The sequence below is a fragment of the Thalassobacterium maritimum genome (genome assembly GCF_031127805.1).
GTDB lineage: Bacteria > Verrucomicrobiota > Verrucomicrobiia > Opitutales > Coraliomargaritaceae > Thalassobacterium > Thalassobacterium maritimum.
This window is the reverse complement of sequence record NZ_JARXHW010000032.1, coordinates 27,193-48,611: the sequence shown is the minus strand read 5'-3', so window position 1 is coordinate 48,611 and position 21,419 is coordinate 27,193. Positions and strand designations below refer to the sequence as shown.

General features: G+C 52.4%; 20 protein-coding genes. 13 read left to right on the top strand and 7 right to left on the bottom strand.

The annotated features are described in order from the left end of the window. Nucleotides 1-72: 72 nt before the first annotated feature. Nucleotides 73-474 carry a DUF4112 domain-containing protein gene (locus tag QEH52_RS13390; RefSeq protein ID WP_308951119.1) on the bottom strand — a complete coding sequence of 134 codons (402 nt, stop codon included), beginning with the start codon at nucleotides 472-474 and terminating at the stop codon, nucleotides 73-75. Nucleotides 475-719: 245 nt separating this feature from the next. Here QEH52_RS13390 and QEH52_RS13385 point away from each other — a divergent pair, with 245 nt between their 5' ends. After that, nucleotides 720-1,907, top strand: a complete 1,188-nt coding sequence (locus QEH52_RS13385) for a hypothetical protein (protein WP_308951117.1) — start codon at nucleotides 720-722, stop codon at nucleotides 1,905-1,907. 172 nt (nucleotides 1,908-2,079) lie between these two features. Here QEH52_RS13385 and QEH52_RS13380 read toward each other — a convergent pair whose 3' ends face one another. Together QEH52_RS13380 and secA are read right to left on the bottom strand one after the other, a co-directional pair. Further along, nucleotides 2,080-2,583 carry a hypothetical protein gene (locus QEH52_RS13380; RefSeq protein ID WP_308951116.1) on the bottom strand — a complete coding sequence of 168 codons (504 nt, stop codon included), beginning with the start codon at nucleotides 2,581-2,583 and terminating at the stop codon, nucleotides 2,080-2,082. Nucleotides 2,584-2,634: 51 nt separating this feature from the next. After that, nucleotides 2,635-5,658, bottom strand: coding sequence for a preprotein translocase subunit SecA (secA, locus tag QEH52_RS13375; RefSeq protein ID WP_308951115.1), 3,024 nt, complete (start codon nucleotides 5,656-5,658; stop codon nucleotides 2,635-2,637). Nucleotides 5,659-5,830: 172 nt separating this feature from the next. Here secA and thrH point away from each other — a divergent pair, with 172 nt between their 5' ends. From thrH to QEH52_RS13350, 5 genes are all read left to right on the top strand, one after another. Next, a complete protein-coding gene (thrH, locus tag QEH52_RS13370; RefSeq protein WP_308951114.1) occupies nucleotides 5,831-6,430 on the top strand; it encodes a bifunctional phosphoserine phosphatase/homoserine phosphotransferase ThrH in 600 nt (199 codons plus the stop codon). Nucleotides 6,431-6,451: 21 nt separating this feature from the next. Then, nucleotides 6,452-6,751, top strand: coding sequence for a Dabb family protein (locus QEH52_RS13365; RefSeq protein WP_308951113.1), 300 nt, complete (start codon nucleotides 6,452-6,454; stop codon nucleotides 6,749-6,751). Between the two features lie 17 nt (nucleotides 6,752-6,768). Then, complete coding sequence (gene pnuC / locus QEH52_RS13360; protein WP_308951112.1) at nucleotides 6,769-7,389, top strand: nicotinamide riboside transporter PnuC; 621 nt, start codon at nucleotides 6,769-6,771, stop codon at nucleotides 7,387-7,389. Nucleotides 7,390-7,391: 2 nt separating this feature from the next. Further along, on the top strand, nucleotides 7,392-7,907 hold the full coding sequence (locus tag QEH52_RS13355; RefSeq protein ID WP_308951111.1) for an AAA family ATPase: 516 nt from the start codon (nucleotides 7,392-7,394) through the stop codon (nucleotides 7,905-7,907). A gap of 65 nt (nucleotides 7,908-7,972) precedes the next feature. Next, nucleotides 7,973-8,293, top strand: coding sequence for a nuclear transport factor 2 family protein (locus tag QEH52_RS13350; protein ID WP_308951110.1), 321 nt, complete (start codon nucleotides 7,973-7,975; stop codon nucleotides 8,291-8,293). Between the two features lie 45 nt (nucleotides 8,294-8,338). Here QEH52_RS13350 and QEH52_RS13345 read toward each other — a convergent pair whose 3' ends face one another. Then, nucleotides 8,339-11,365 (bottom strand): PAS domain S-box protein, encoded by a 3,027-nt coding sequence (locus QEH52_RS13345; protein WP_308951109.1) that lies wholly within the window; start codon nucleotides 11,363-11,365, stop codon nucleotides 8,339-8,341. A gap of 197 nt (nucleotides 11,366-11,562) precedes the next feature. Then, nucleotides 11,563-11,982: a secondary thiamine-phosphate synthase enzyme YjbQ gene (locus QEH52_RS13340; RefSeq protein WP_308951108.1), complete on the bottom strand. Its 420-nt coding sequence runs from the start codon at nucleotides 11,980-11,982 to the stop codon at nucleotides 11,563-11,565. 292 nt (nucleotides 11,983-12,274) lie between these two features. On the opposite strand from QEH52_RS13340, the gene QEH52_RS13335 reads away from it, so the two are divergent. From QEH52_RS13335 to QEH52_RS13320, 4 genes are all read left to right on the top strand, one after another. Continuing rightward, nucleotides 12,275-13,648: a class II fumarate hydratase gene (locus QEH52_RS13335; protein ID WP_308951107.1), complete on the top strand. Its 1,374-nt coding sequence runs from the start codon at nucleotides 12,275-12,277 to the stop codon at nucleotides 13,646-13,648. A gap of 67 nt (nucleotides 13,649-13,715) precedes the next feature. After that, entirely contained in the window at nucleotides 13,716-14,129 is a 414-nt protein-coding gene (locus tag QEH52_RS13330) for a rhodanese-like domain-containing protein (protein ID WP_308951106.1), read from the top strand. Next, nucleotides 14,117-14,587, top strand: coding sequence for a MauE/DoxX family redox-associated membrane protein (locus QEH52_RS13325; protein ID WP_308951105.1), 471 nt, complete (start codon nucleotides 14,117-14,119; stop codon nucleotides 14,585-14,587). The genes QEH52_RS13330 and QEH52_RS13325 overlap by 13 nt, the downstream gene beginning before the upstream one ends. A 32-nt stretch (nucleotides 14,588-14,619) precedes the next feature. Continuing rightward, on the top strand, nucleotides 14,620-15,288 hold the full coding sequence (locus QEH52_RS13320) for a DUF1573 domain-containing protein (RefSeq protein ID WP_308951104.1): 669 nt from the start codon (nucleotides 14,620-14,622) through the stop codon (nucleotides 15,286-15,288). Nucleotides 15,289-15,300: 12 nt separating this feature from the next. Here the strand turns inward: QEH52_RS13320 and QEH52_RS13315 are convergent, their stop codons facing one another. Then, nucleotides 15,301-16,980 carry a gamma-glutamyltransferase family protein gene (locus QEH52_RS13315; protein WP_308951103.1) on the bottom strand — a complete coding sequence of 560 codons (1,680 nt, stop codon included), beginning with the start codon at nucleotides 16,978-16,980 and terminating at the stop codon, nucleotides 15,301-15,303. 31 nt (nucleotides 16,981-17,011) lie between these two features. Continuing rightward, complete coding sequence (locus QEH52_RS13310) at nucleotides 17,012-17,695, bottom strand: type II secretion system protein (protein ID WP_308951102.1); 684 nt, start codon at nucleotides 17,693-17,695, stop codon at nucleotides 17,012-17,014. A 196-nt stretch (nucleotides 17,696-17,891) separates the two neighbouring features. Between QEH52_RS13310 and QEH52_RS13305 the strand changes: the two genes are divergently transcribed. The 3 genes from QEH52_RS13305 (at nucleotide 17,892) to QEH52_RS13295 (ending at nucleotide 21,388) form a co-directional block, all read left to right on the top strand. Beyond that, on the top strand, nucleotides 17,892-19,232 hold the full coding sequence (locus QEH52_RS13305; protein ID WP_308951101.1) for a sigma-54-dependent transcriptional regulator: 1,341 nt from the start codon (nucleotides 17,892-17,894) through the stop codon (nucleotides 19,230-19,232). Nucleotides 19,233-19,501: 269 nt separating this feature from the next. Beyond that, complete coding sequence (locus QEH52_RS13300) at nucleotides 19,502-20,548, top strand: NAD(P)H-dependent amine dehydrogenase family protein (protein WP_308951100.1); 1,047 nt, start codon at nucleotides 19,502-19,504, stop codon at nucleotides 20,546-20,548. A gap of 30 nt (nucleotides 20,549-20,578) precedes the next feature. Beyond that, a complete protein-coding gene (locus QEH52_RS13295) occupies nucleotides 20,579-21,388 on the top strand; it encodes a hypothetical protein (protein ID WP_308951099.1) in 810 nt (269 codons plus the stop codon). The last annotated feature ends 31 nt before the right edge of the window (nucleotides 21,389-21,419 follow it).

Below are 21,419 nucleotides of genomic sequence, written 5' to 3'. Positions count from 1 at the left end.
GAGCCACAGAAGGCCATCATAACGTCTTGATAAATTAAATACGTCTACAAATAGTCAGCAAGTCGCTTAAAATCACGCAGACTCTCCCTCCGCCCGCTTCTTGCGAATGGCCTCGGCGACGAGCTTGGCGTTGCGTAAATTACTCTTAAAGGCGACGTCGAAGAGATCTCCCAGCACGGGGATGGTGCCGACCAACCAGTCAATCAAGACATTCAGCAACATTTTAACCAGAGTCGCGCGGCCCAATTTCAAGCGTAGTGCTTCGAATACTAAATATAGCTGTGGGAGTAAGGTCAGCGTATCGCCGACGCCGGGCAGCAAGCCGATCAGGCCGTCCCAGCCGAAACGAATCTTAGTGCCAGGAATCTCAAAACGAGCATCGAACAGGTGCGCGAGTTTCTCAATTCGCCGCAACTGCGCCGAGTATTCGTCTTCGTAAGGCTCGAGCTCAGGTATGTGATCATTCGAATTCACGCTGCCAACCATACTCAGTTTTGGCTAACTTACAATATGGAAGCATGCTTTCTAAACTGTAAGTTTTGCTGTAGTTGAGCATCCTGCATGGAGGGAGGGGAGCGATACGCCTTGACGAAAGGTGATAAGCTCACGACGGACGCTTGCAGTCGACTCGGCATATGCTATTTCAGGCACAAGATTACTTAACGAAGTAGCCACTTCCCCCTCTGAAGCCAGCCAAAGCCCAAGTAAACGACTCTACATTGAAACAATTAAAGCCCAAAAACTGCCGTTACTGCAATGCGCGACTCCACGACGGAGGCCCGCAATGCCCGGTTTGTGCGCGCCATCAAAGGCGCTGGCCCGAGCTGGCGGCGCTCGTGCTGGCGGCGCTAGTGGTCGGACTGACTATATGGCTCCAAGTGGCAGAGCCCTTTACGCGTGAGCAAGCGGCGGCGGGGGGGGCGACAGCCAGCCAAACAACGGGCCCGGCCCCGCACACGCCGGTAGCAGCCCCACTGGCCGCCTCAGTTAAACATACAGCGCCCATAAACAAGCTAGCTTCCGCACCAGAGCCTGCTCCGATGCCTGCAACGGAGCAGGCACCTAAGATAATGCCTTTCAGCTCCTTCCTCAAGCGGACGAGTGAACGCACGACAGCGACGGAGACTCTCCCCCGTCCACGGGCTCAGCCTAGTAATACACGCTACCAAAACACACGCTTCGAACAGTCCCGGGGAGACTACCCCTTTTATGTCGCCGAAAAGAAATGGGACCCGAGCAAGCAGGCTTACGATTTTTACAGAGTCGGCATGCAGGGTAGCGAACGCGTGATCCAGCACGACCTGCGCCGCTACTTTATCTCTGAGAACCAAAGCGACTATCCCGAACCTGAGGGCGGCTGTGGGCCGACGGCACTACTAAACCTCTACGTCTGGTATTCGAAGTTCGGCTTAATCGACGAATCCATTAAGCACTCGGACCCGCGTGCCTATAAGCTGCTTAAGTTTAAACAGATCGATCGTATCATCAACCACATCCAAGGCCACAGTCGCAGCCGCGCCGATGGCACAAACTCAGTGGAGCAAGTCATCGCAATCGATGAGTTGGTGCGCACTGCGAGCAAGGAGCACACACGCATCCATTTTGAATACAAACAGCCGCCCTTGAGCCGCTCAGACTTTCTCAATATCAGCCGCAACTACAGGGCAGGCATTCTGACGGTGCGCCCGAAAGACCCCACAACGGGCCTACTGCGCGGCTATCATGCAGTGCTGGTGATCCGCAGCGATACCTCCGGTAAAATTACCATCGCCAACTGGGGCGATTTCTCACACGGGCGCATCGTCAACCGCCTAGGCAAACAATGGTTCGTGCCCGACGATGCCGCACAATATGAACTGCAAGTTGAGCGCCTGACCACGCTGATCCCCTTTACGCCCACGAGTTAGGGCGTGAAAGGGCTCTACCAGCAGCACCAACTCCCCCCCGGTTCTGAGAACCGAGGCTACAACTCACCCGGTTCCAAGAACCGAGGCTACAACTCCCCCCGGTTCTGAGAACCGAGGCTACAAGCAATACGACGCGGGCGTGACAACTTGCGTCCCGACGAGAAACAGCCGACTACTCCGCGTCGGGAGCGGGGCCGAAGTGAAAGACGAAGTCTTCCACGTTGCCGTCAGGGCCCGTCAATTGGGCTTCGACTAGGCCGCCGAGTTCTGTCTTGCCGTAAAAGAGAATGTCACGCGATGCGGTCTCGGAGGTCTGCCCGTCAATGCCGAGCGACATCTTCGATGTACCTTTGCCCGTGTAGCTGATGATGCCGTCCTTGAGTATATAACTTAATGTGAAACTGAAACCGACGGGCACAGTTTCATAAATGGTTTCCATTTTAGACACCCCCTCACCGAGGTCAACGCGCTGCTCCCCCACGGGAAATTGCAGCTTGGGGCCGATGTGCATCGAAGCGCTCTCACCGGAGTCCAAAAGCACGGAGGGATAGACGTAGAGGCCGCGGATGGCAGCTCCGTTATCGGCACGGTCTAGCACCTTAGCTGAAATCAATAGTGGTTCCGCGGATACGAATAGCGGCGCAGCCGCAAGACAAGCGATCAGGATTTTTTGCATAATATATATTCGAGGATCCGTTTTCGGGCTCTCCAGCCGGGGCTTTTCGTCTTACTTTTGCACGAGATCCCAACCATCGTTGTGAATCATGGCTTCGGCCTTTTTAAATTTGAGTGTCTTGACTTCGTCTCCCTTACGGATGGTCACGGTGTCATTACGACCGACCTTGGGCAATTCGCGGCGAATGGGCTCTACGCGAGGCAGTTCGACGGCTCGCGGGGCGGCGGCTTGCGGCTGTTGAGCGGCAGCGGCCCCTGCCAGCGCGCCGGCATTGTTGGAACCATTTTCGGTGCCAGGTCCGGCGACCTGCGCCACCTTCGACATGCGAGCGAGCATGTTATTGAATGCTTCGGCACTGGTGGCGCTGCGGAAGACAGAATTACAGATCTCGGTGCGCACGTTGCTCATGAGCTCCTGGAAGAAGCCGTAGGCCTCACTCTTGTATTCGTTGAGCGGATCCTTTTGACCGTAACTACGGAGGTTCACACTGCGGCGCAATTCTTCCATCTCCGTGAGGTGGTCTTGCCAGCGGCGATCGAGTGAGCGAATGATTAAGTAGCGTTCGAGCCCGATGAGGGCTTCTTTTTCTTCAAACTCTTCGCGTTGATCGTAGGCTTCGTTGATCTTACCCAAGATCAACTCGTGCTGCGCCTCGGGGGAGAGTGTTTCGATCTCCTCGGGCTTGAGCGCCACTGGGAAATAAGCGTTGAGCCAACCGATAAAGCGGTCCATCGCCTCGGCATCTGACTTTTCGGCGTCGAGTGCATTTAGCCGCTCTTCGAGCTCTTCATCGATCATTTCGAAGATGATCTCGCGCGGTGTGTCTGAGTGAATGGTGTCGTTACGCAGGCCGTAGATGACTTCACGCTGGGTATTGAGCACATCGTCAAACTGCAACAAGCGCTTACGAATCGAGAAATTTTGCTGCTCGACCTTCTTCTGGGCGTTTTCGATCGACCAATTGAGCGCGGGGTGCTCCAGCTCTTCGCCCTCGGTCATGGACTTTTCGAGGATGCGAGAGATGGGGCCTGCGTTGGCGAAGAGGCGCATGAGGTCGTCTTCCAAGGAGACGAAGAACTTCGACATGCCGGGGTCCCCTTGACGGGCGCAACGACCACGCAACTGGCGGTCGATTCGGCGCGACTCGTGACGCTCGGTGCCGATCACGAAGAGGCCGCCGAGCTCATCGACGCCTGCGCCGAGTTTAATATCCGTACCACGGCCGGCCATATTAGTAGCGATGGTAACGGCTCCCTTTTGCCCTGCATTAGCGACGATCTCGGCTTCTTGCGCGTGGAACTTGGCGTTCAACACACTGTGCACGATCTTGCTGCGCTTGAGCATGCGGGAAAGAACTTCGGAGGCCTCGACCGAAGCGGTGCCCACCAGCACGGGCTGTCCGAGCTTGTTGGCTTCTTTGATCTGATCGATCACAGCATTGAACTTCTCGCGGCGCGTCTTGAAAACGACGTCATTGAGATCCTTGCGAATGTTCGGCTTATTGGTCGGGATGACCATTACCGAGAGACCGTAAATCTCGTGAAACTCAGAAGCTTCGGTTTCCGCGGTGCCCGTCATACCGGCGAGCTTATCATACATACGGAAGTAGTTTTGAATGGTGACCGTCGCGTAGGTCTTTGTCTCCTTCTCAATGGTGCAATTTTCTTTAGCTTCCACGGCTTGGTGCAGACCGTCGGACCAGCGGCGACCGGGCATGACGCGGCCGGTGTTTTGGTCGACGATGTTGACCTTGCCTTCTTGCACCACGTATTCCTTATCCCGCTCATAGAGGCTGTAGGCGCGTAGCAACTGGCTAATGCAGTGAATGCGCTCGCTGGTGGATTGGAAAAAAGTCTCAGCCTCCTGTTTGGCCTGTTGCTTCTCTTCTGGTGTGAGCGATTCCTGTTTGTCGATCTCGATGAATTGAGTCGGCAAATCGGGCAGCATGAAGGCGTCGGGATCGTCGGGGCTCATCAAGCTGCGGCCCTTTTCGGTGAGGTCGGCTTGTTGCTGTTTCTCGTCGATCACATAGTAGAGCGCTTCCTTGAGGGCGTAGCGCTGCTCTTTGTTAAAATCGCTGTTCATCTCGAGGTCGAACTTATCGACGGCGCGGCGAATGGACGGCACCTCGTTGAGACGGTGAAATTGCTTGTTTTTCGGCATGCCGAGCTTCACCTGGTAAAGCTTGGCCACTGCTTCGTGCTTGGCATCTTGGCCTGCGCTGTCGTCTTCCAGCACTTGCTTGGCCTCGGCTACGAGCTTGTTGCAATAGGACTGCTGCTGCGAAAATAGGTTCTGAATGCTGGGCTTGACCTCGTGAAAGGGCAAAGGGTTGTCATCCTGCATGGGGCCGGAAATGATCAGCGGGGTGCGGGCCTCATCCACCAAAATGGAGTCTACTTCGTCAATGATACAGAAATAGTGATCGCGTTGCACCTGGTCTTCCTTGCGGCTGGTCATGCCGTTGTCGCGCAAGTAGTCGAAGCCGAACTCCGATGCGGTGCCGTAGGTGATGTTGCAATTATACATCTCACGGCGCGTCTGCGGATCCATGCTGTTTTGGATACAACCGACTGTTAGACCAAGAAAACGGAAGAGGTGCCCCATCCACTCAGAGTCGCGACGTGCCAGGTAGTCATTGACGGTGATCAACTGACAATTACGCCCCGAGAGGGCATTCAAATACAATGGACAGGTCGATACGAGGGTCTTCCCCTCACCGGTTGCCATTTCTGCGATGCGTTTTTCGTGCAGTGCGATACCACCGATAAACTGCACATCGTAGTGCACCATCTCCCAAGGCAATTGATGCCCGCAAACATCGTAGCTCTGACCACACATGCGACGCGCAGCACTCTTCACCGCAGCGAAGGCTTCTGGCAGGAGCTCGTCAAGGCTCTCGCCCCCCTCTTGGTTGCGCTTCATGAACTCTGCCGTCTTGGCGCGTAACTGCTCATCAGAGAGCGCTTGATACTCAAGCTCGTATTCGTTGATACGCTTGATGATGGGCTGGCACTTTTTTAGGTATTTACCGTAGTGACGACCAGAGAATTTCTTTAGAATAGATGCGATCATGAGACCTAATAGCTGCGTTTGAAATAAGAATTACGCGAAGTTCGAGCTCATAGAGGACACTCGAAATGCGAAAAAGTGGCAAAACTGGTCAAAATCCTGATGGCTTGCAAGAGTGTTATGCCGTACACATAAGGGGATTGACTCTAAGGCCATTTCTAGCGGTTTTGAAGGCATGAATATTGTTTGTCTAGACTTGGAAGGGGTATTGATCCCCGAGATTTGGATCGCCTTCGCTGAGAAGACCGGAATCGAGGCGCTGAAGCGCACGACTCGCGACGAGCCCGACTACGACGTATTGATGCGCTACCGCTTGGATATTCTCGACAAAGAAGGCTTCAAGCTGGCTGACATCGAAGAAGTAATCGGCACACTCGACCCGCTGCCCGGCGCAGTGGAATTTGTAGAATGGGTCACCTCACAGACGCGCCTAGTCATCCTATCCGACACCTTCCGTCAGTTTGCAGGCCCTCTCATGGCCAAGCTCGGCCACCCAACGCTGTTCTGCCACGATCTCGTCATCGACGAGACGGGCCGCATCGCCGACTACCAGCTCCGCCTGAAAGACCACAAGCGCAAGGCGGTGGAAGCCTTCAAGGCACTCAATTTTGAAACTTTTGCTGCGGGCGACTCTTACAACGATCTCTCCATGATCGACGTCGCTCACAACCGCGCGCTCTACTGCCCACCAGAGCGCCTGACCACCGAACGTCCCGAATTGCCCGTCGCTCGCACACACGCCGAGCTGCGCCAAATCATCGAAGGCATCCTGTAAACTCTAAAAAATAGAAACATCATGTTAGTCCACACAGTATTCTTCTGGCTGCGCAAAGACCTCGACGGCTCACAAATCACCGAATTCCGTATGGGGCTCGAAAGTCTGAAAACCATCGAACACGCAGAAGCAGTCTATGTCGGCACCCCAGCCGCAGTCGCCGAGCGACCTGTCTGCGACAGTAGCTATGACTTTTGCCTGACCGTAATCGTCAAAGACGTACCTGCCCACGATGCCTATCAAGCCCACGAAAAGCACCAAGCATTTATCGCCGCACATAAGGAGCACTGGAAAAAAGTCAAAGTCTACGACGCTGACTAGAGCAGCTCCCCCTGCTAATGGATGATTTTGTAGCTCAGCTCCGTGCCATCAGTCTGATTGACTGGTTTGCAATGCTCACAGGCATCGTAGGTGTCTACCTGAGCGTGAAAGAAAAAACGCTCGCATGGATGTTTTTCATCCTGTGCTACGTATCCTACATCTACATCAGCTTCCGCGAGGGCTACTATGCCTTCGGCGGCATGAACATCGTATTCGTCGGCGTGGCTGGCTACGGCTGGTATAAATGGACCCAGCCCCCAAGCGAGACTGGCGACGAAGTCCAGGTCTCCCACATGCCCGCCAAGCGGCGCTGGCAAGTGGCGCTCGCGATCGCAGCTGGCACGCTGGGGATCGGCTGGCTACTGGCTTCGACCGGCGAAGCGCGGCTCCCTTACTTCGACGCTTTTGCCACCTCTTGCGCCTTTGCAGCACAGTGGGCCCTGAGCCGCAAACACATCGAGAACTGGCTATTCTGGATCATATCCGACCTGGTATATCTAGTGTTTTTCTTTAACGATCGCATCTGGCCAAGCGTCCTGCTCTTCACAGTATTCATCATTTTGGCGCTCCAAGGCTGGATGGAGTGGAAAGCAAAAATTGCTGCACGCGCCTCCCATAGCGCACAGACTGACGCTTAAAAATGAAACGTATCGTCCTGACAGGCGCCGAATGCACTGGTAAAAGCACCCTCACCCAGGCGCTCTCTGGCTACTATGGTGAACCTTGGACTAGCGAATTTGTTCGCGAATATGTCGATCAAATACAGCGCGAGCTCACCCGAGACGACCTAGACTCGATAGCCAAGGGGCAAATCGCGACCGAGGAAGCGGGCCTGGATCAAGCGAAGCGCTTAATCCTACACGATACCAATTTGCTCTCTTCTATTATTTACGCCAATCACTACTTCGGCGAGATAACGGACTGGGTCAACGAGCGCTTCCTACAGCGCGATTATACACTCTATCTACTCTGCACACCACACGACATCGAGTGGCAAGACGACCCCGGCCAGCGCGACAGCCCAGCCGCTCGCGATGAACTACAAGCTAAGTTCAAAGAAACACTGGAGCAACTGCAACTGCCCTACGTGGAGCTGAGTGGCGATCCCGCTGCCCGCTTCGGCGAGGCGATTCGCGCCATCGACGCGGTGCTCTAAAGCGAGCAAACGCGCCACCCAAAACCACGAGTTGACTTTCAAGCGACGAATCAAAGGATCACGCCATGAACGCAAAAATCATCGCAGCCTGTGAGGCATTTTCCAAGGGCAAGGCTGAAGCCGCTCTTCCTTTACTCGCCGAAGACATCCAATGGCACATCGTAGGCGACCGCAGCATCGACGGCAGCGCCGCCGTGAAAGAGATGTGCGAAGAGGCTGCCGCGCAAGGTGAGCCAAATTTCGAAAATGGCCGCGTAATCAAGGCCAAGAATCACATCATCGTCGAAGGCGCCGACCACGACACTGGCATGCATTACTGTGATATCTATACCAGCGAAAACGACGAGATTACTGAAATCACCTCCTACAGCCTAGCTGGCGAGTAAGCCACACGTAGCTCGCGGAAGAATCAGTCGTTCATTTTAAACGCATTAGGGGGACGTCGTCTCCGCAATGATCTGATCGATCAGTTTAGCCAGCACCGTAATGCTAACAGGTTTGCGCAAAACAGCGCTTAGCTCGAGCTCACGCAGTCTTCTTTCGACGTTTCCACTCGCCAGCGCAGTCAAGACCACAATCGGAGTCGAATGATCGCTTTCACGTAAGATACGTATCGCCTCCAAGCCACTCATACCAGGCATTTTTATATCCATCAGGATCAAATCGAAACGTTCCTCGGCGCACAAATCAATCGCCGACTGCCCACTTTGAGCATGCGTGACACGGTATTGCTTACGCTGCAAACAAACCATGACTAATTTGGCATTACTCATGTCATCCTCGACCAATAATACGTGTTTTGCCGCCCCAGAGACAGACTTTGCTGGCGTAGTCGGCCGAGCATCTGCGCTAGCCTCATTGACCAAGCCTACATTTTGAGTCGTCTCCGCTGAGGGCAAAGGAGCAGGATAACAAACATGAAACTCGGCCCCCTCTTTATAATTCTCGTCGATCCAAATGCGCCCTCCCATTAGTTCCGCCAGGCGCCTACAAATCGCTAAGCCCAGTCCCGTGCCTTCGTATTCACGAGCATCAGAACTGTCGATTTGCTGAAATTCTTCAAAGACTAGCTTGTGCTGCTCACGAGAAATGCCAGGGCCTTGATCTCTTACGATTATATGCAACTCTTGGCATCCGTCTCGACCTGTCTCAGTGTTATCTAAGCGAACAAAAATCGAGATCTCCCCCTCGGAAGAGAACTTAATCGCATTACCCACAAGATTTAACAGTATTTGTCGTGTCCTCGCTGGGTCGATCAGGCAATGCTCACTTAATTCAGGTGCAATTTTGCAATTTAAAGACAAGCCTTTCTCCCGACTCGTTCGCTCGAAGAAATTTAAAATATCATCTACTATGTCTTGTATCAAAGTCAGCCTGGCTTCAATCGCAAGACGGCCTGCCTCAATGCGGGCAATATTTAAAATATCATCGATCAGAAGTAATAAATCGCTAGATCGCGACTTAGTGATCTGCAACCACTCCAACTGCTCACTCGTCAAATTATCCGCCACTAACATGAGGTCTGTAAAACCTATGATTGGGTTCAAGGGAGTGCGGAGCTCGTGGCTCATCGTCGCCAAAAATACGTTTTTAGCCTGACTAGCCGCCTCAGCGCTCTCTTTAGCCTCTAGCAGCTCAGCTTCCGCTTCTTTTAACTCAGTAATGTCTAGGTGCGTGCCATACGCCCATTCTGGCTGCCCATCGGACAACCAAGTGCCGACTTGTCCGCGGTCTAAAATCCAAACCCAGGAACCGTCTTTGTGCCGCATGCGAAATTCACTGCTATAATACTCTAATTTACCCGAAAAATGATCCTCAACTCGCTGTAAGGCTTTCTCCATATCATCTGGGTGGCACAAGTTCTTCCAGGTAGAAACTGTAAGTGGACTCAACTCCTCCAAGGTATATCCCAGCATCTCAGCCCAGGTTTCATTCAAACATATTTGACCACTAGGCACATGCCACTCCCAAGTACCAGCATTGGTCGCAGAAAGAATATGGCCCAGGCGCATTTGCTCCGCAGCCAACGTTTCTTCAACATCACGCTGTGCAGTCGTATCTCGCACAATTGAAAAAAGCACTGGCTGCTGTTGGCGCTGAATACAGGTAAACAAAACTTCAACTTGCCTCTGCTCTCCATTGCGCAACTGATGTTTCGACTGATAACTCTCGCATTCGCCAGTACGAATACGATCTAGGCGATGATCCATCTTAGCAAAAGTGCCTCCATCGAGTTCCGCGATATTGAGCTCAGTCAACTCTTCCTTCGAATAACCATAATAGACTAAAGCTGCCGGGTTCGCATCGAGAATGCAGCCCTCGTTAGGCTCTATTAAAAGTATAGGCGTGTAACTATTCTCAAAAAGGCTGGCAGTTTGGCCTTCACTTTCTCGTAATTTGCCGAGCAGGCGACCTTGTCGCAGGTACATCAAGCCCAGGATCTGGCCGAAGACCGCCATTAATACAGAGACTACAAAAGCAGTGATACAATAGGTCTTATACTTAGTAAAAAACGAAAGAGGCTTCCCCAGCACAATAGATCCGTGAGGCAACTGACTGGGAGCAATCCCGCAACGTAGCACTTCCTTATAATCGAAGTAATTTATAGCAAAATCCCCCTCCACGAATCGCTGCTTCGGCAATACTCGATCTCTCAAGTAATTTTCAGCTAACTCAATTGCCTTTTGAGCCATCTGAAAATGCGATATCACGCGCCCTCCCAAAAACCCCTGTCCAATGCCATGCTCATAGGGGTGAATCACGGGGATCTGAGTATGTTGTCTCAACCAAAGTACCGACTCTAAAAAATCGAAATGATCGCCGCTAGCATCTAAATATGCAGATAAAAATAAAATGACGTCATCTTCTGGGTATGTGCGCATGCGCGACTCCACTTCTCCAAAAGTACTTAAGCTCAGATCTTCAATGACAATACGTTTCGCAAGATCCGGAGATAACTGGGCCTTTAAAGCTTCTAGATCCGCCTGACCACTAACACTGGCCCCCACCAACACATGTAAATTTCCTAAACTCGGAAATAATTCAAACGCAAGTTTCACATTATCAAGCAGAGATACCTTTTCAATAACCCCCGCATATTCCTCTCGCTCAATGGCTCTCGCTGCGAGTTCCGTATTATTAATACCAAAGAAAATGACAGGCACATCCCCCGCTAACTCTTCTTTAAACTCCAATAAGAACTCTAGCGCATTATCATCTGATGACAAAATCAGATCAAAAGGTCCAAACTCATCTATATTCACTTGAATATGATCATAGGTTTGCGGAAAGCGCAACTCGACAGGCTCACGCTTGGTATCCATATAAACCACCTCCAAATACCGGCCCTCTACTTGTAGTAGATCTGCCACAGCTTCCAAATGATGCGCCGCAGTAGGAAACTCAGAGTGATAGGAACTTAGAAAAAGTATGCGTGTCGCCGCTGCGTGAGAATACACCGCGAAATTCACCAAGAAAAATACACAAAAGAATATCAGTTTAACGGGAATCGAATAGGGCATACACACCTAAACATATAGACAAAATAACGTATCTAAAGACAAGAAAACAAAGCAAACTTATTTTCTTCAACCACAAACCCACTGTAGATACGCTCACAGCGCACACTCGAAGATCAAGCAATACTGCGAATACACTATTCGCCCTGATAACTCAGCACAATGCGTCGCTGATGAGAGCGCTCGCGGTGCTCCCAGAGGAAGACGCCCTGCCAAGTGCCGAGGCAGAGTCGCCCGTGAACGAATGGGATCACTTCTGCCGTGCGCGTGAGCGCCATCTTGATGTGACTGGGCATATCGTCGGGCCCCTCATATGTGTGAGTAAAATGCGGGTCATTTTCCGGCACCAGTCGGTCGATAAAGCCCTCCAGGTCACGTCGCGCGGAAGGATCCGCGTTTTCCATAATCACCAAGCTACAACTGGTATGACAGCAAAACACCGTCACCGTGCCCTCACTCAAGCCTGACTCTCGCAGCGCGGATTCAATTTGTTGTGTAAACTCTGCCGTAGCTTTGCCTGGTGCGGTGACAACGATTTCTTTGGTATATACTGGCATGTGAAGTGAAGCTGTTAGTGTTTCTTGCGCCTGCTGGACTTGGCGCTTTTCCAAGTCGAACCTTGCACGTCCTCGCATAGGTTTCCCATCCGGTCAAAGGCGCGTGGAATGGTGAGCCACAGATTTAAATAAGCACCTAGTGTTAAGGAAACGAAAATCGCAATCATTATAGCCAGCTGGTATTTGATCGCCACGCATTGACCTGCGTATTTATTGTAGCTCTGGCTCCCCAATCGCATCACTAACTGCCGACTTCAATGGATTATTAGCAAAGGTACGTTACAGTGGGTGCATGCGCACAGAAATAGACTCGATGGGCACTATGGAAGTGCCTGAAAATGCTCTCTATGGAGCCTCCACCCAGCGGGCGGTGCTCAATTTCCCTGTCAGCGGGCACTGTATGCCGGCACTTTTTATTCGTAGCTGCGGCTTGTTGAAATACGCCTGCGCTCAGGCCAACCTGGCGCTGGGCCGCTTGGATGCTGACAAAGCCAAGGCCATCAGCATCGCGGCACTGGAAATTTATGAGGGCAAACATTCGGACCAATTCCCTGTCGACATCTTTCAGACCGGCTCTGGCACCTCGACGAATATGAATATCAACGAGGTGATCGCCAACCGCTGCAGTCAATTGAGCGGACAACCGATCGGCTCCAAAATCCCGGTGCATCCCAACGATGACTGCAACCTCGGCCAATCCTCCAACGACACCATGCCCACCGCTCTGCACCTGAGCACAGCCGCCGCCTTGCAGCAACAACTGCGCCCGGCACTCGTGCAGCTCTCCAAAGCACTCGCCCAGAAGGAACGCAGCTTCAATAAAGTGGTCAAAATCGGCCGCACGCACCTAATGGACGCCACACCGATCACGCTGGGACAGGAGTTTTCCGGCTATCTGCGGCAAGTCAAAAAGGGCATCGCTCGCGTGGATCACGCTATCCTCACCTTAAAAGAGCTTGCGATCGGCGGAACCGCCGTAGGCACGGGCATTAATGGCCACCCGGACTTCGCTCAAGCGGTCATTACGATTCTCAACGAAAAGACTCAGCTGCATTTCATCGAAGCGAAGAACCACTTCGAAGCTCAGGCCGGCCGCGACGACTGCGTGGAAGTCGCGGGCCAGTTACAAGCCATCAGCGCCAGCCTGACCAAGATCGCCAACGACATTCGACTGCTCGGCTCGGGGCCACGCTGCGGACTGGGCGAGCTACAGCTGCCCGCCACCCAGCCGGGCTCCTCCATCATGCCCGGCAAAGTCAACCCGGTCATGTGCGAGATGCTGGTCCAAGCCTGTCTCTACGCCAACGGCCAATGCCAGACGGTCACTGCCTGCGGCCGCGACGGACACTTTGAACTGAACGTCACCATTCCCTTGATTGCTTACTCGCTACACGAAGCGATTCAGGTGCTGGCCCGCGGCACGACTCTTTTCACCGAGCGTTGTGTGGCCGGCCTGCAAGTCAATGAGGACGCGATTGCCGATAATCTTGCCAATTCCCTGATGCTGGTCACCGCGCTCAACCCGCACATTGGCTACGATAAGGCTTCACATGTCGCCAAGCGCGCCTTCGCCGAAGGCCGCAGCCTACGTGAAATTGTGCTGGAGGAAAAATTAATGAGCCCCAAAGCCCTCGATAAAGCGCTCAATCCGAAGAAAATGGTCTAACAATCAATAGAGATATGCCTTGAAGATTGAAGCTTTGAATTCAGCCTGTAGTCTGCACCGTCATACAATGCCTTCGCTCTTCAAAGAATTTCTGATCATCATCGCGCTCACACTCATCGGCAGCGCCTACTCACTGGTGCACGAGCTGGCGCCACGCCCTTGGGCGGAGCCCACACTCGCAGCCGGTGAAATACAGCTGGCTGACGCACAAGCAATTGACGTGATTTGGCTGGATGCACGCCCCATTCAGGAATACGAGACAGAACATATTCCAGATGCGCTCTTCTTCGACGAGGGCGATTGGGACTCCGGGCTAATGACACTCATGGATGCCTGGCTGACGCAGCCGCGCCCCATTGTCGTCTATTGTGGCAGCGAGAGCTGCGGCACCAGCCAGCGAGTCGCCGAAAGGCTACGCACCGCTCTACCTGATGCAGAAATTTACAGTTTGAAAGGAGGCTGGGACGCATGGCAGCAATAAATGCAAAGGCATACCTACTCCTGATCGCCCGCCTGGTGCTTTCGGCCGTTTTTTTACTGGCAGCATTTCCCAAAATTCAGGATCCAGTGGCTTTTACGGCATCCATTGAAGGCTTCCGTGTAGTGGGCAACAATGCCGCAACATGGATTGCGCTCGGGCTCCCTTGGCTGGAGCTCGTGACTGGCTTGGGCTTGTTAATCCCGCAAATTCGCCGTGCCAGCGCCATGATCATCGCTCTCTTATTGATCACATTCATCGCCCTGCACGCCAGCGCTTGGATTCGTGATCTCGACATCAATTGCGGCTGCTTCGGCGTCAATGAGGCGCACGAGGCCCCCAATTATCTCTGGCTGATCCTTAGAAATGTGGCTCTGCTCGGCGCTTGCCTCTGCACATTGATCCGAGACTGGAGGAACCCACGCCCCCCAGCCGTGACAGATGAAGTGAGCACTTCTTGATTTCCTGTTCCACTATAATATCTCAACTTGTCATGTTTTCACGATTCATACTCATCTCACTGCTGCTCTCTAGTTGCGCCTCCCTATTAAACGCCTCGAGCCTGGTCTGGGACAGCACCGAGGCGCATGTCAAAATGGAGCCTGAACAAGAGCAAGCACGGGCGACCTTTACGGTAACCAACGAAGGCGAAAAAACAGTCCGCATCGCTCGTATCAAAACCAGCTGCGGCTGCACGGGCTCCATCTTGGACAAAAAAATAATTAAGCCCGGTGAAACGACAGAAATCATTGCCACCTTTAACAAAGGCAAACGACAAGGGCTCAATCGCAACCGCTTACAAGTCTTCATCGATAGCCAAGCGGAAGCTGTGGTGACACTCGCCATGAATGTCGAGATCCCCACACTGATTAAAGCGGCGCCGCAAATTGTTTACTGGAGCCCGAGTAGTTCGAAAACAGAACGGCGCGTGCAACTCAGCCTCGACGAACAATACATGGATAGTATCCAGAGCATTGATTACGATAAGAGCCGTCTCACAATCACAGAAGAACCAGGCGACGCCAACAAAGGCATTGAGCGCGTACTAGTGATCGAGCCCAAAGACTACGACACACTCTATCGCGGCACGATTACTGTTCATGCCAGCGGCCCGAACAATCGCAAAGCGGAAACTCGCATCCATACATTCGTGCAACCGTAAATCACTGCGGCCTCAATTCGAGCCACTGAGTTCAACAGCAACATTCGAACGTCGGGGATCGGCCACAGCAGTCACCTCGCCGCTGTGCGTATCGATCGAAACTGCATTGACGCCTCCAAAATAGTAGCGCGAGGGCTCAACGAAGTGAACATCCCAACCGTAAGCTCGTAGCATGTCCGCTCGGTCTTCTCCGTAACTGGGCTCGATTTCCACGTAGCGATCGGACTCGCTACGCGAGAGAGGCCGCCTCAAATGAAAACGTGGCCCTTTGATCGCATCTTCTAAACTGGAGCCATACACCAGAACCGAACTCAGGATTTGAGCCACCGCGGTCGGAATTCGCTGCCCCCCTGGCGCGCCCAAAGCCAAATAAGGCTGAGCATCCTTCAAAACCATCGTAGTGGAAATGGTACTTCGCGGCCGCTTCCCCTCTGCGATAAAATTAACCGAACGCGTGGAGTTCACAGCAAAATTCTTCATGGTATTATTTAATAAGAAGCCCGTGCCCGGCGCGATCACGGCGGCTCCAAAACGACTGCTGAGCGACTGCGTGATCGAAGCCACATTGCCCGCCGCATCCACCACCACAAAGTGTGTCGTCGAACGAAGCCCCGACAGTTCATCAGCGCTTTGTGGGTGGTCGTACGATACACTGCTCACAGGCAGCGGCTGATCAATCGCACGCTTCAAGTCTCGCAAGGCGCCCGGGCTGAATGTTTCGGCACGCGCATCATCACGTGTTAAATCATCGCCGAAGTGCCGAAAAACACGCGGATAACTCGCGCGCAACACACGCCCCAATAAATCCAAGCGCTCCGCCGAAAAGTTGTCCGTATCATTGCGCACCTGCTCCATTGCCATCATCGACATCAGCACCGTGGCCCCGCCTGCCACCGGCGAGGCGGCAGTATAAATTTCATATTCATTCCAAGGGCTCGACAGTGGCTCAATACGGTGAGCTTGATAAGCTTGCAAGTCGGCCAAAGTAATCCAGCCCCCGCCCTCAGCCATCCCCTTGGCCAGCATGCGAGCCGTGGCACCCGAGCGAAATTCTTCGATCCCATTGTAAGCGAGGCGCTCGAGCGTGGAGGCGAGATCTGCATTCGCCATTCGCGTACCGACTTCCGGCGCAGCACCATCGACCGTATACCATTTGCGTGCCTCTGCGTTCTTACGCAAAGACTGACGGCTACGACTGTAGATGGCCGCCGAATGCGCATCGATCAAATAACCGGCGCGCGCGACTTTAGCAGCAGGCAGCACCAGCTCCGCCCATGGCCGCGTTCCAAATTGTTGATGCAAGTCCCACATACCAGGCACCAGCCCGGGAGTGCCTACCGCTTTGAAAGAGCGCGTCTTAGTTTGATAAGACGCATCGCGATAATCATCCACCGGAAACTGCAGCGGCGCTTGATCCAGACTCTCAATAAAACTCACACGCTCTGTCGCCCTGTCGTAATAAAGAATCACAGCCTTCCCGCCCAAACCAGAGCCAAAGGGTTCCGTAACGCCCAGCGCCATCGATACCGCAACTGCTGCATCCGCCGCATTGCCCCCGGAACGCAAGACCTCAGCACCGATTTCAGAAGACTCCCGACTGCCGGAAACTACCGCAGCCCTCGCAATCGAAGCAGCAGGCGCGAACAGCCTGCTAGCCAATAGCAGGATACAAATATAAGTGAACAAAGGCATGAGCGAATGGAGTAATGAGAGCTAATTTGAATTAATCGCGCGAGGGATACTCACCTTCTTTGATGAACTCGACCCGCGCATCAAAGAAAGCGTAATGACGCCCCTCCCACGGAGTCAGCGCTTCGCCATTAACAAAATACTCACTGCCACCTGTCGCAGCACTACTGTAATTCTGACTATCCACATTGGTGATCATCCAGATGTTCGAAGCAGGCTCCGAATCACCCGAACCGTCGGCAATATTGGCGCGTATACTAACGATGCTGACCGGCTGTGTTATTTTATCCAAGGTGTTGCTTCGACGACCAAAGAAATTGGGCGGCTCCGAATATATTGTATTATTCAACAGGTATCCGTGCCCACTGCCCTCAATTCCGTAATCAACAACTGGCTCCCAAAACGCATCATTAGGCGGCAAATAGTCCATGTCCGCCATCGTCGTTGAAAACCAGCGATCACGCTCGTCATCTTCGACGAAGCTAGGCACACGCATCGCTCGATTAAAACGACCCGGCAATTTCCCGTTGACCGAGTTATACAATAGAACCGCCTGTGCCATAGTGCGAATTTTAGAAACATCCTCTGACTTCAATGCCCTCGACTTAACAGCCCCCACAGTTGGAATCAGGATCGCAGCCAATATGACTATAATACTGATCACCATCAGCATTTCAATGAGCGTAAATGCAGCTATTGTTCTTTTTTTGTGATTCATCACAATCACCTTTAGCACTGGTAATGCCAATTATTCTCAATCGCTCTAAGCCAGAATAAAAATAAATCATAAGCAACTGAACTTATTAGACTTACGAAAGCACATTACAGTCATACCAGTAATATCCACAAATCGAATACTACTTCAAATCGATATAAAACTTGCTCAAAACGGCTACGTTGTCTTTTTAACAACCATGCAGCGCGCACTCATCATTGACGATACTCCCTCTCTCATAAGCGAAATTCGTCACATGTTAAAAGGGGAGTATGCAATCACCTCCGCCCGCAGCCCCATCCGTGGTATACGCCGCGCCATCAGCGAAGAAATTGGCCTAGTCATCACCACCTTAAAAATGCGCGAAATGGGCGGCCTGGATGTAATTCGCCGCCTGCGTAGTCGCGGATACCAAGGCTGCATCGTCATGGTCACCGCATTCGGCGATGCCTCAACCGCGCAGGAAGCGATTCGACTCGGAGCTACCGACTATATCACACGCCCTCTGGTTGCTGCCGAACTCATATCACGTCTAGCCCGTGCGTTAAAGAAAACCGACTCCGACAGCATCCCGCCCTTGCAGTCCATCGAAGAAGACATCTGCACACAAGACCCCGAGATGATCGCGCTCCTTGAGCTCGCACATCTGGCCGCCAATACCGACAGCCGCATACTAATTCTCGGAGAAACTGGCACGGGCAAGGAACTACTCGCGAAAGCGATTCATCGCTACAGCCAACGTGTCAAAAAACCCTTTATAGCAATTAACTGTGCAGCGATCCAGGAAAGCCTGCTTGAGAGTGAACTGTTCGGACACGAACAAGGCGCATTTACCGGAGCACTCAGCCGGCGAATCGGACGCTTCGAACAAGCGGGCACGGGCACGCTTTTTCTAGATGAAATCGGGGAAATCTCCCTAGCTCTACAATCAAAGCTTTTGCGAGTGCTACAGGACGGGGAATACTATCGCGTGGGCGGCAATCAAAAACTAAAATCGCGGGCGCGCATCGTGGCCGCCACCAATCAAACACTCAGGCAAAGAGTGGAAAGTGGTGATTTCCGAGCCGACTTATTTTATCGTCTAAATGTAGTTAGTTTAAAACTACCGCCGCTACGTCAACGCCCTGGAGATGTCAGCTTACTGGCGAATTTCTTCTTTCAGCGTTTCAAAAGCGACACCAGCATCGCAAAGCGCTTTTCAGAGCGGGCACTCGAACAACTTAAACGCTACAACTGGCCGGGTAATATTCGAGAATTAGAACATCTGGTCGAACGATCCAATATTCTCATCCGTAAGCATGTAATCGAACTAGAAGACCTTCCGCAGCATATTCAACAAGCGCCGCAAAAAACCAATGTCCCGCTGGGACTTAATGTTGAAACCGCTCTCAATTTTTCTGATGCTAAGACACGCTTCGAAAAAACCTACTTCAATAATATTCTCGAGCAATCTGGAGGCAATTATGCACTGGCTGCGAGAATGGCTGGAATGGAGCGCACCGTCTTTTATCGCAAAGCTAAGAAGCTTTTAGCGAACTAAAGCAGCCAGTATCTAAAGGTAGACCGCAGCATAGTATTGTTGCTAAAATAGCAACATAGTTGTTTAATTAGCAACAGTGGCACATGCCTATAGCAGCAAAAACATCTAAATCATAATCCACTAAAATAAAAGGACTTAAGCAATAACTTAGCGTTTTATCGAGAGATATTCAAAGGTTGGCACCACACTTGTTAATAGAGGAAACGCATCCTGCAAATATTAACAAACATATAAGCAACAGAATATTCTGCTGATACAGCTAAATTATAATGAGTCTCTCAAAGCCTATTAAAGTCGCCCAATTTGGATTGGGCCCCATTGGAATCTCCAGCCTGCGCCTGCTAGCACAAAAGAACTGGGTCGAAATCGTCGGTGGTATCGACATACGCCCAGAACTGATCGATCAACCACTTTCAGACCTAGTGGGCGATCCATCTGTGGGAACAGCTAAAGTCTACGCATCATTTGAAGAATTAATTCTGACCAATGAAGTCGATGCGGTCGTGCATACCGCTGGGTCCCGCGCCACGGTATCCTTCGAGCAAATACGCCCGATGCTCGAGAAGGGCATCGCCGTCGTCTCTTCATGCGAGGAGCTACTCTACCCGGCACTGCGCGCACCCAAAGAAACTGCTGAAATTGATCAACTCTGCCAAAGCACGGGGGGCCGCGTGCTCGGCACAGGCGTCAACCCTGGCTTTGTGTTGGATGTCATGCCCGCCTTTTTTAGCGGAGTGTGTGCTTCGGTCTCAGGGGTCTATGGTGAACGCGTCGTAGATGCCTCGACTCGTCGACAGCCCCTACAAAAGAAAGTAGGCAGTGGCTTAGACCCGGAAGTATTCAAAGCACTGGCAGCCGAGGGCAAGGCTGGTCACGCGGGCTTCCAAGAATCACTGGCATTACTGGCCAATGCGCTCGGTTGGGAACTGGGGCCAATCACAGAAACGATCCAACCGGTGATTGCGACTAAGCCAATACGCACGGACTACTTCAGTGTCGAACCAGGCCAGACTGCGGGACTCCATCAAATTGTATCTGCCGAAAGTAAAGAGGGCTATCCGATCCACCTGGACTTAAAAATGTACCTCGATGCTGAAAACCCACACGACACTATTCGCCTAGACTCCAATCCTCCCATCGAGGCAACCGTCACCACTGGCGTGGCTGGAGATATCGCCACTGTGGCTGCATTGGTGAATGCGATACCGAGCCTGCTAATTGCAGCGCCGGGCGTACGCTTAATGACAGAACTATGCGTCCCACACTGTCGCGAAAGCTTAACTGGCATGCAACCTGCGTGCGAGCTCACCCATTAACCACTACCTAATAATGATTCGACTACCATTATGAATACAAAGAACAAGCACACCACACATACCATAATCGCAGGCACACTACTCGCTGGCTTACTTGCCGGCAGCCATGCCTCAGCTCAAGTTAGTTATGACACTATTAGCTCCAACTACACGGAAGACTTTAGCTCAGGACTTCCTGCAGGAGCCGCGACACCGACCTGGACCGACAATAGTATCTTCACGGGCTGGTACGCCTATGAAACTGCAAACAGTGCAGCACCCAGCAACTACCGCATCACCAGCACTGGCGACTCTTCAGCTGCTCAATTGTATCAATATCGTTCCAGCGCCTCGTCAGTCGATGGTGCCTTGGGCACACGCCCCTCAGGTACAACTGGCGACATGATGCTAGCCCTGCGCTTAACAAATAATACAGGTTCCACACTCACAGGGTTTACACTGGGATACACGGGCGAGCAATGGTTTGAGAGCGTGACCGAACAAAATAATCAATATGTCGTTTCTTACCAAATCGGCACGATTGCCGACATCTCCTCTGGCTCTTGGACTGAAATCGAGGCACTTGAATTCAACACCCCCAAAGAAACGGGGGCCGACGATACGCTGATCGGATCTGATGCTGAAAATCAAGTGGTACTATCCGCTGAAACCGTCTCTTCAATCGTATGGGAAGATGGAGAAGACCTATGGATTCGCTGGTTCGACTCCAATAGTAGCGGCTTCGACCAAGGCATCGCGATTGACGACGTCTCTTTCAGCGCGATCCCAGAGCCCTCCCACTACGCCACCTTGCTAGGCTTGGGTGCACTAGTGCTCACGGCTTGCAAACGTCGTAAATAAATCAATCGAAAATCATTCCGGCCGGGGGAGC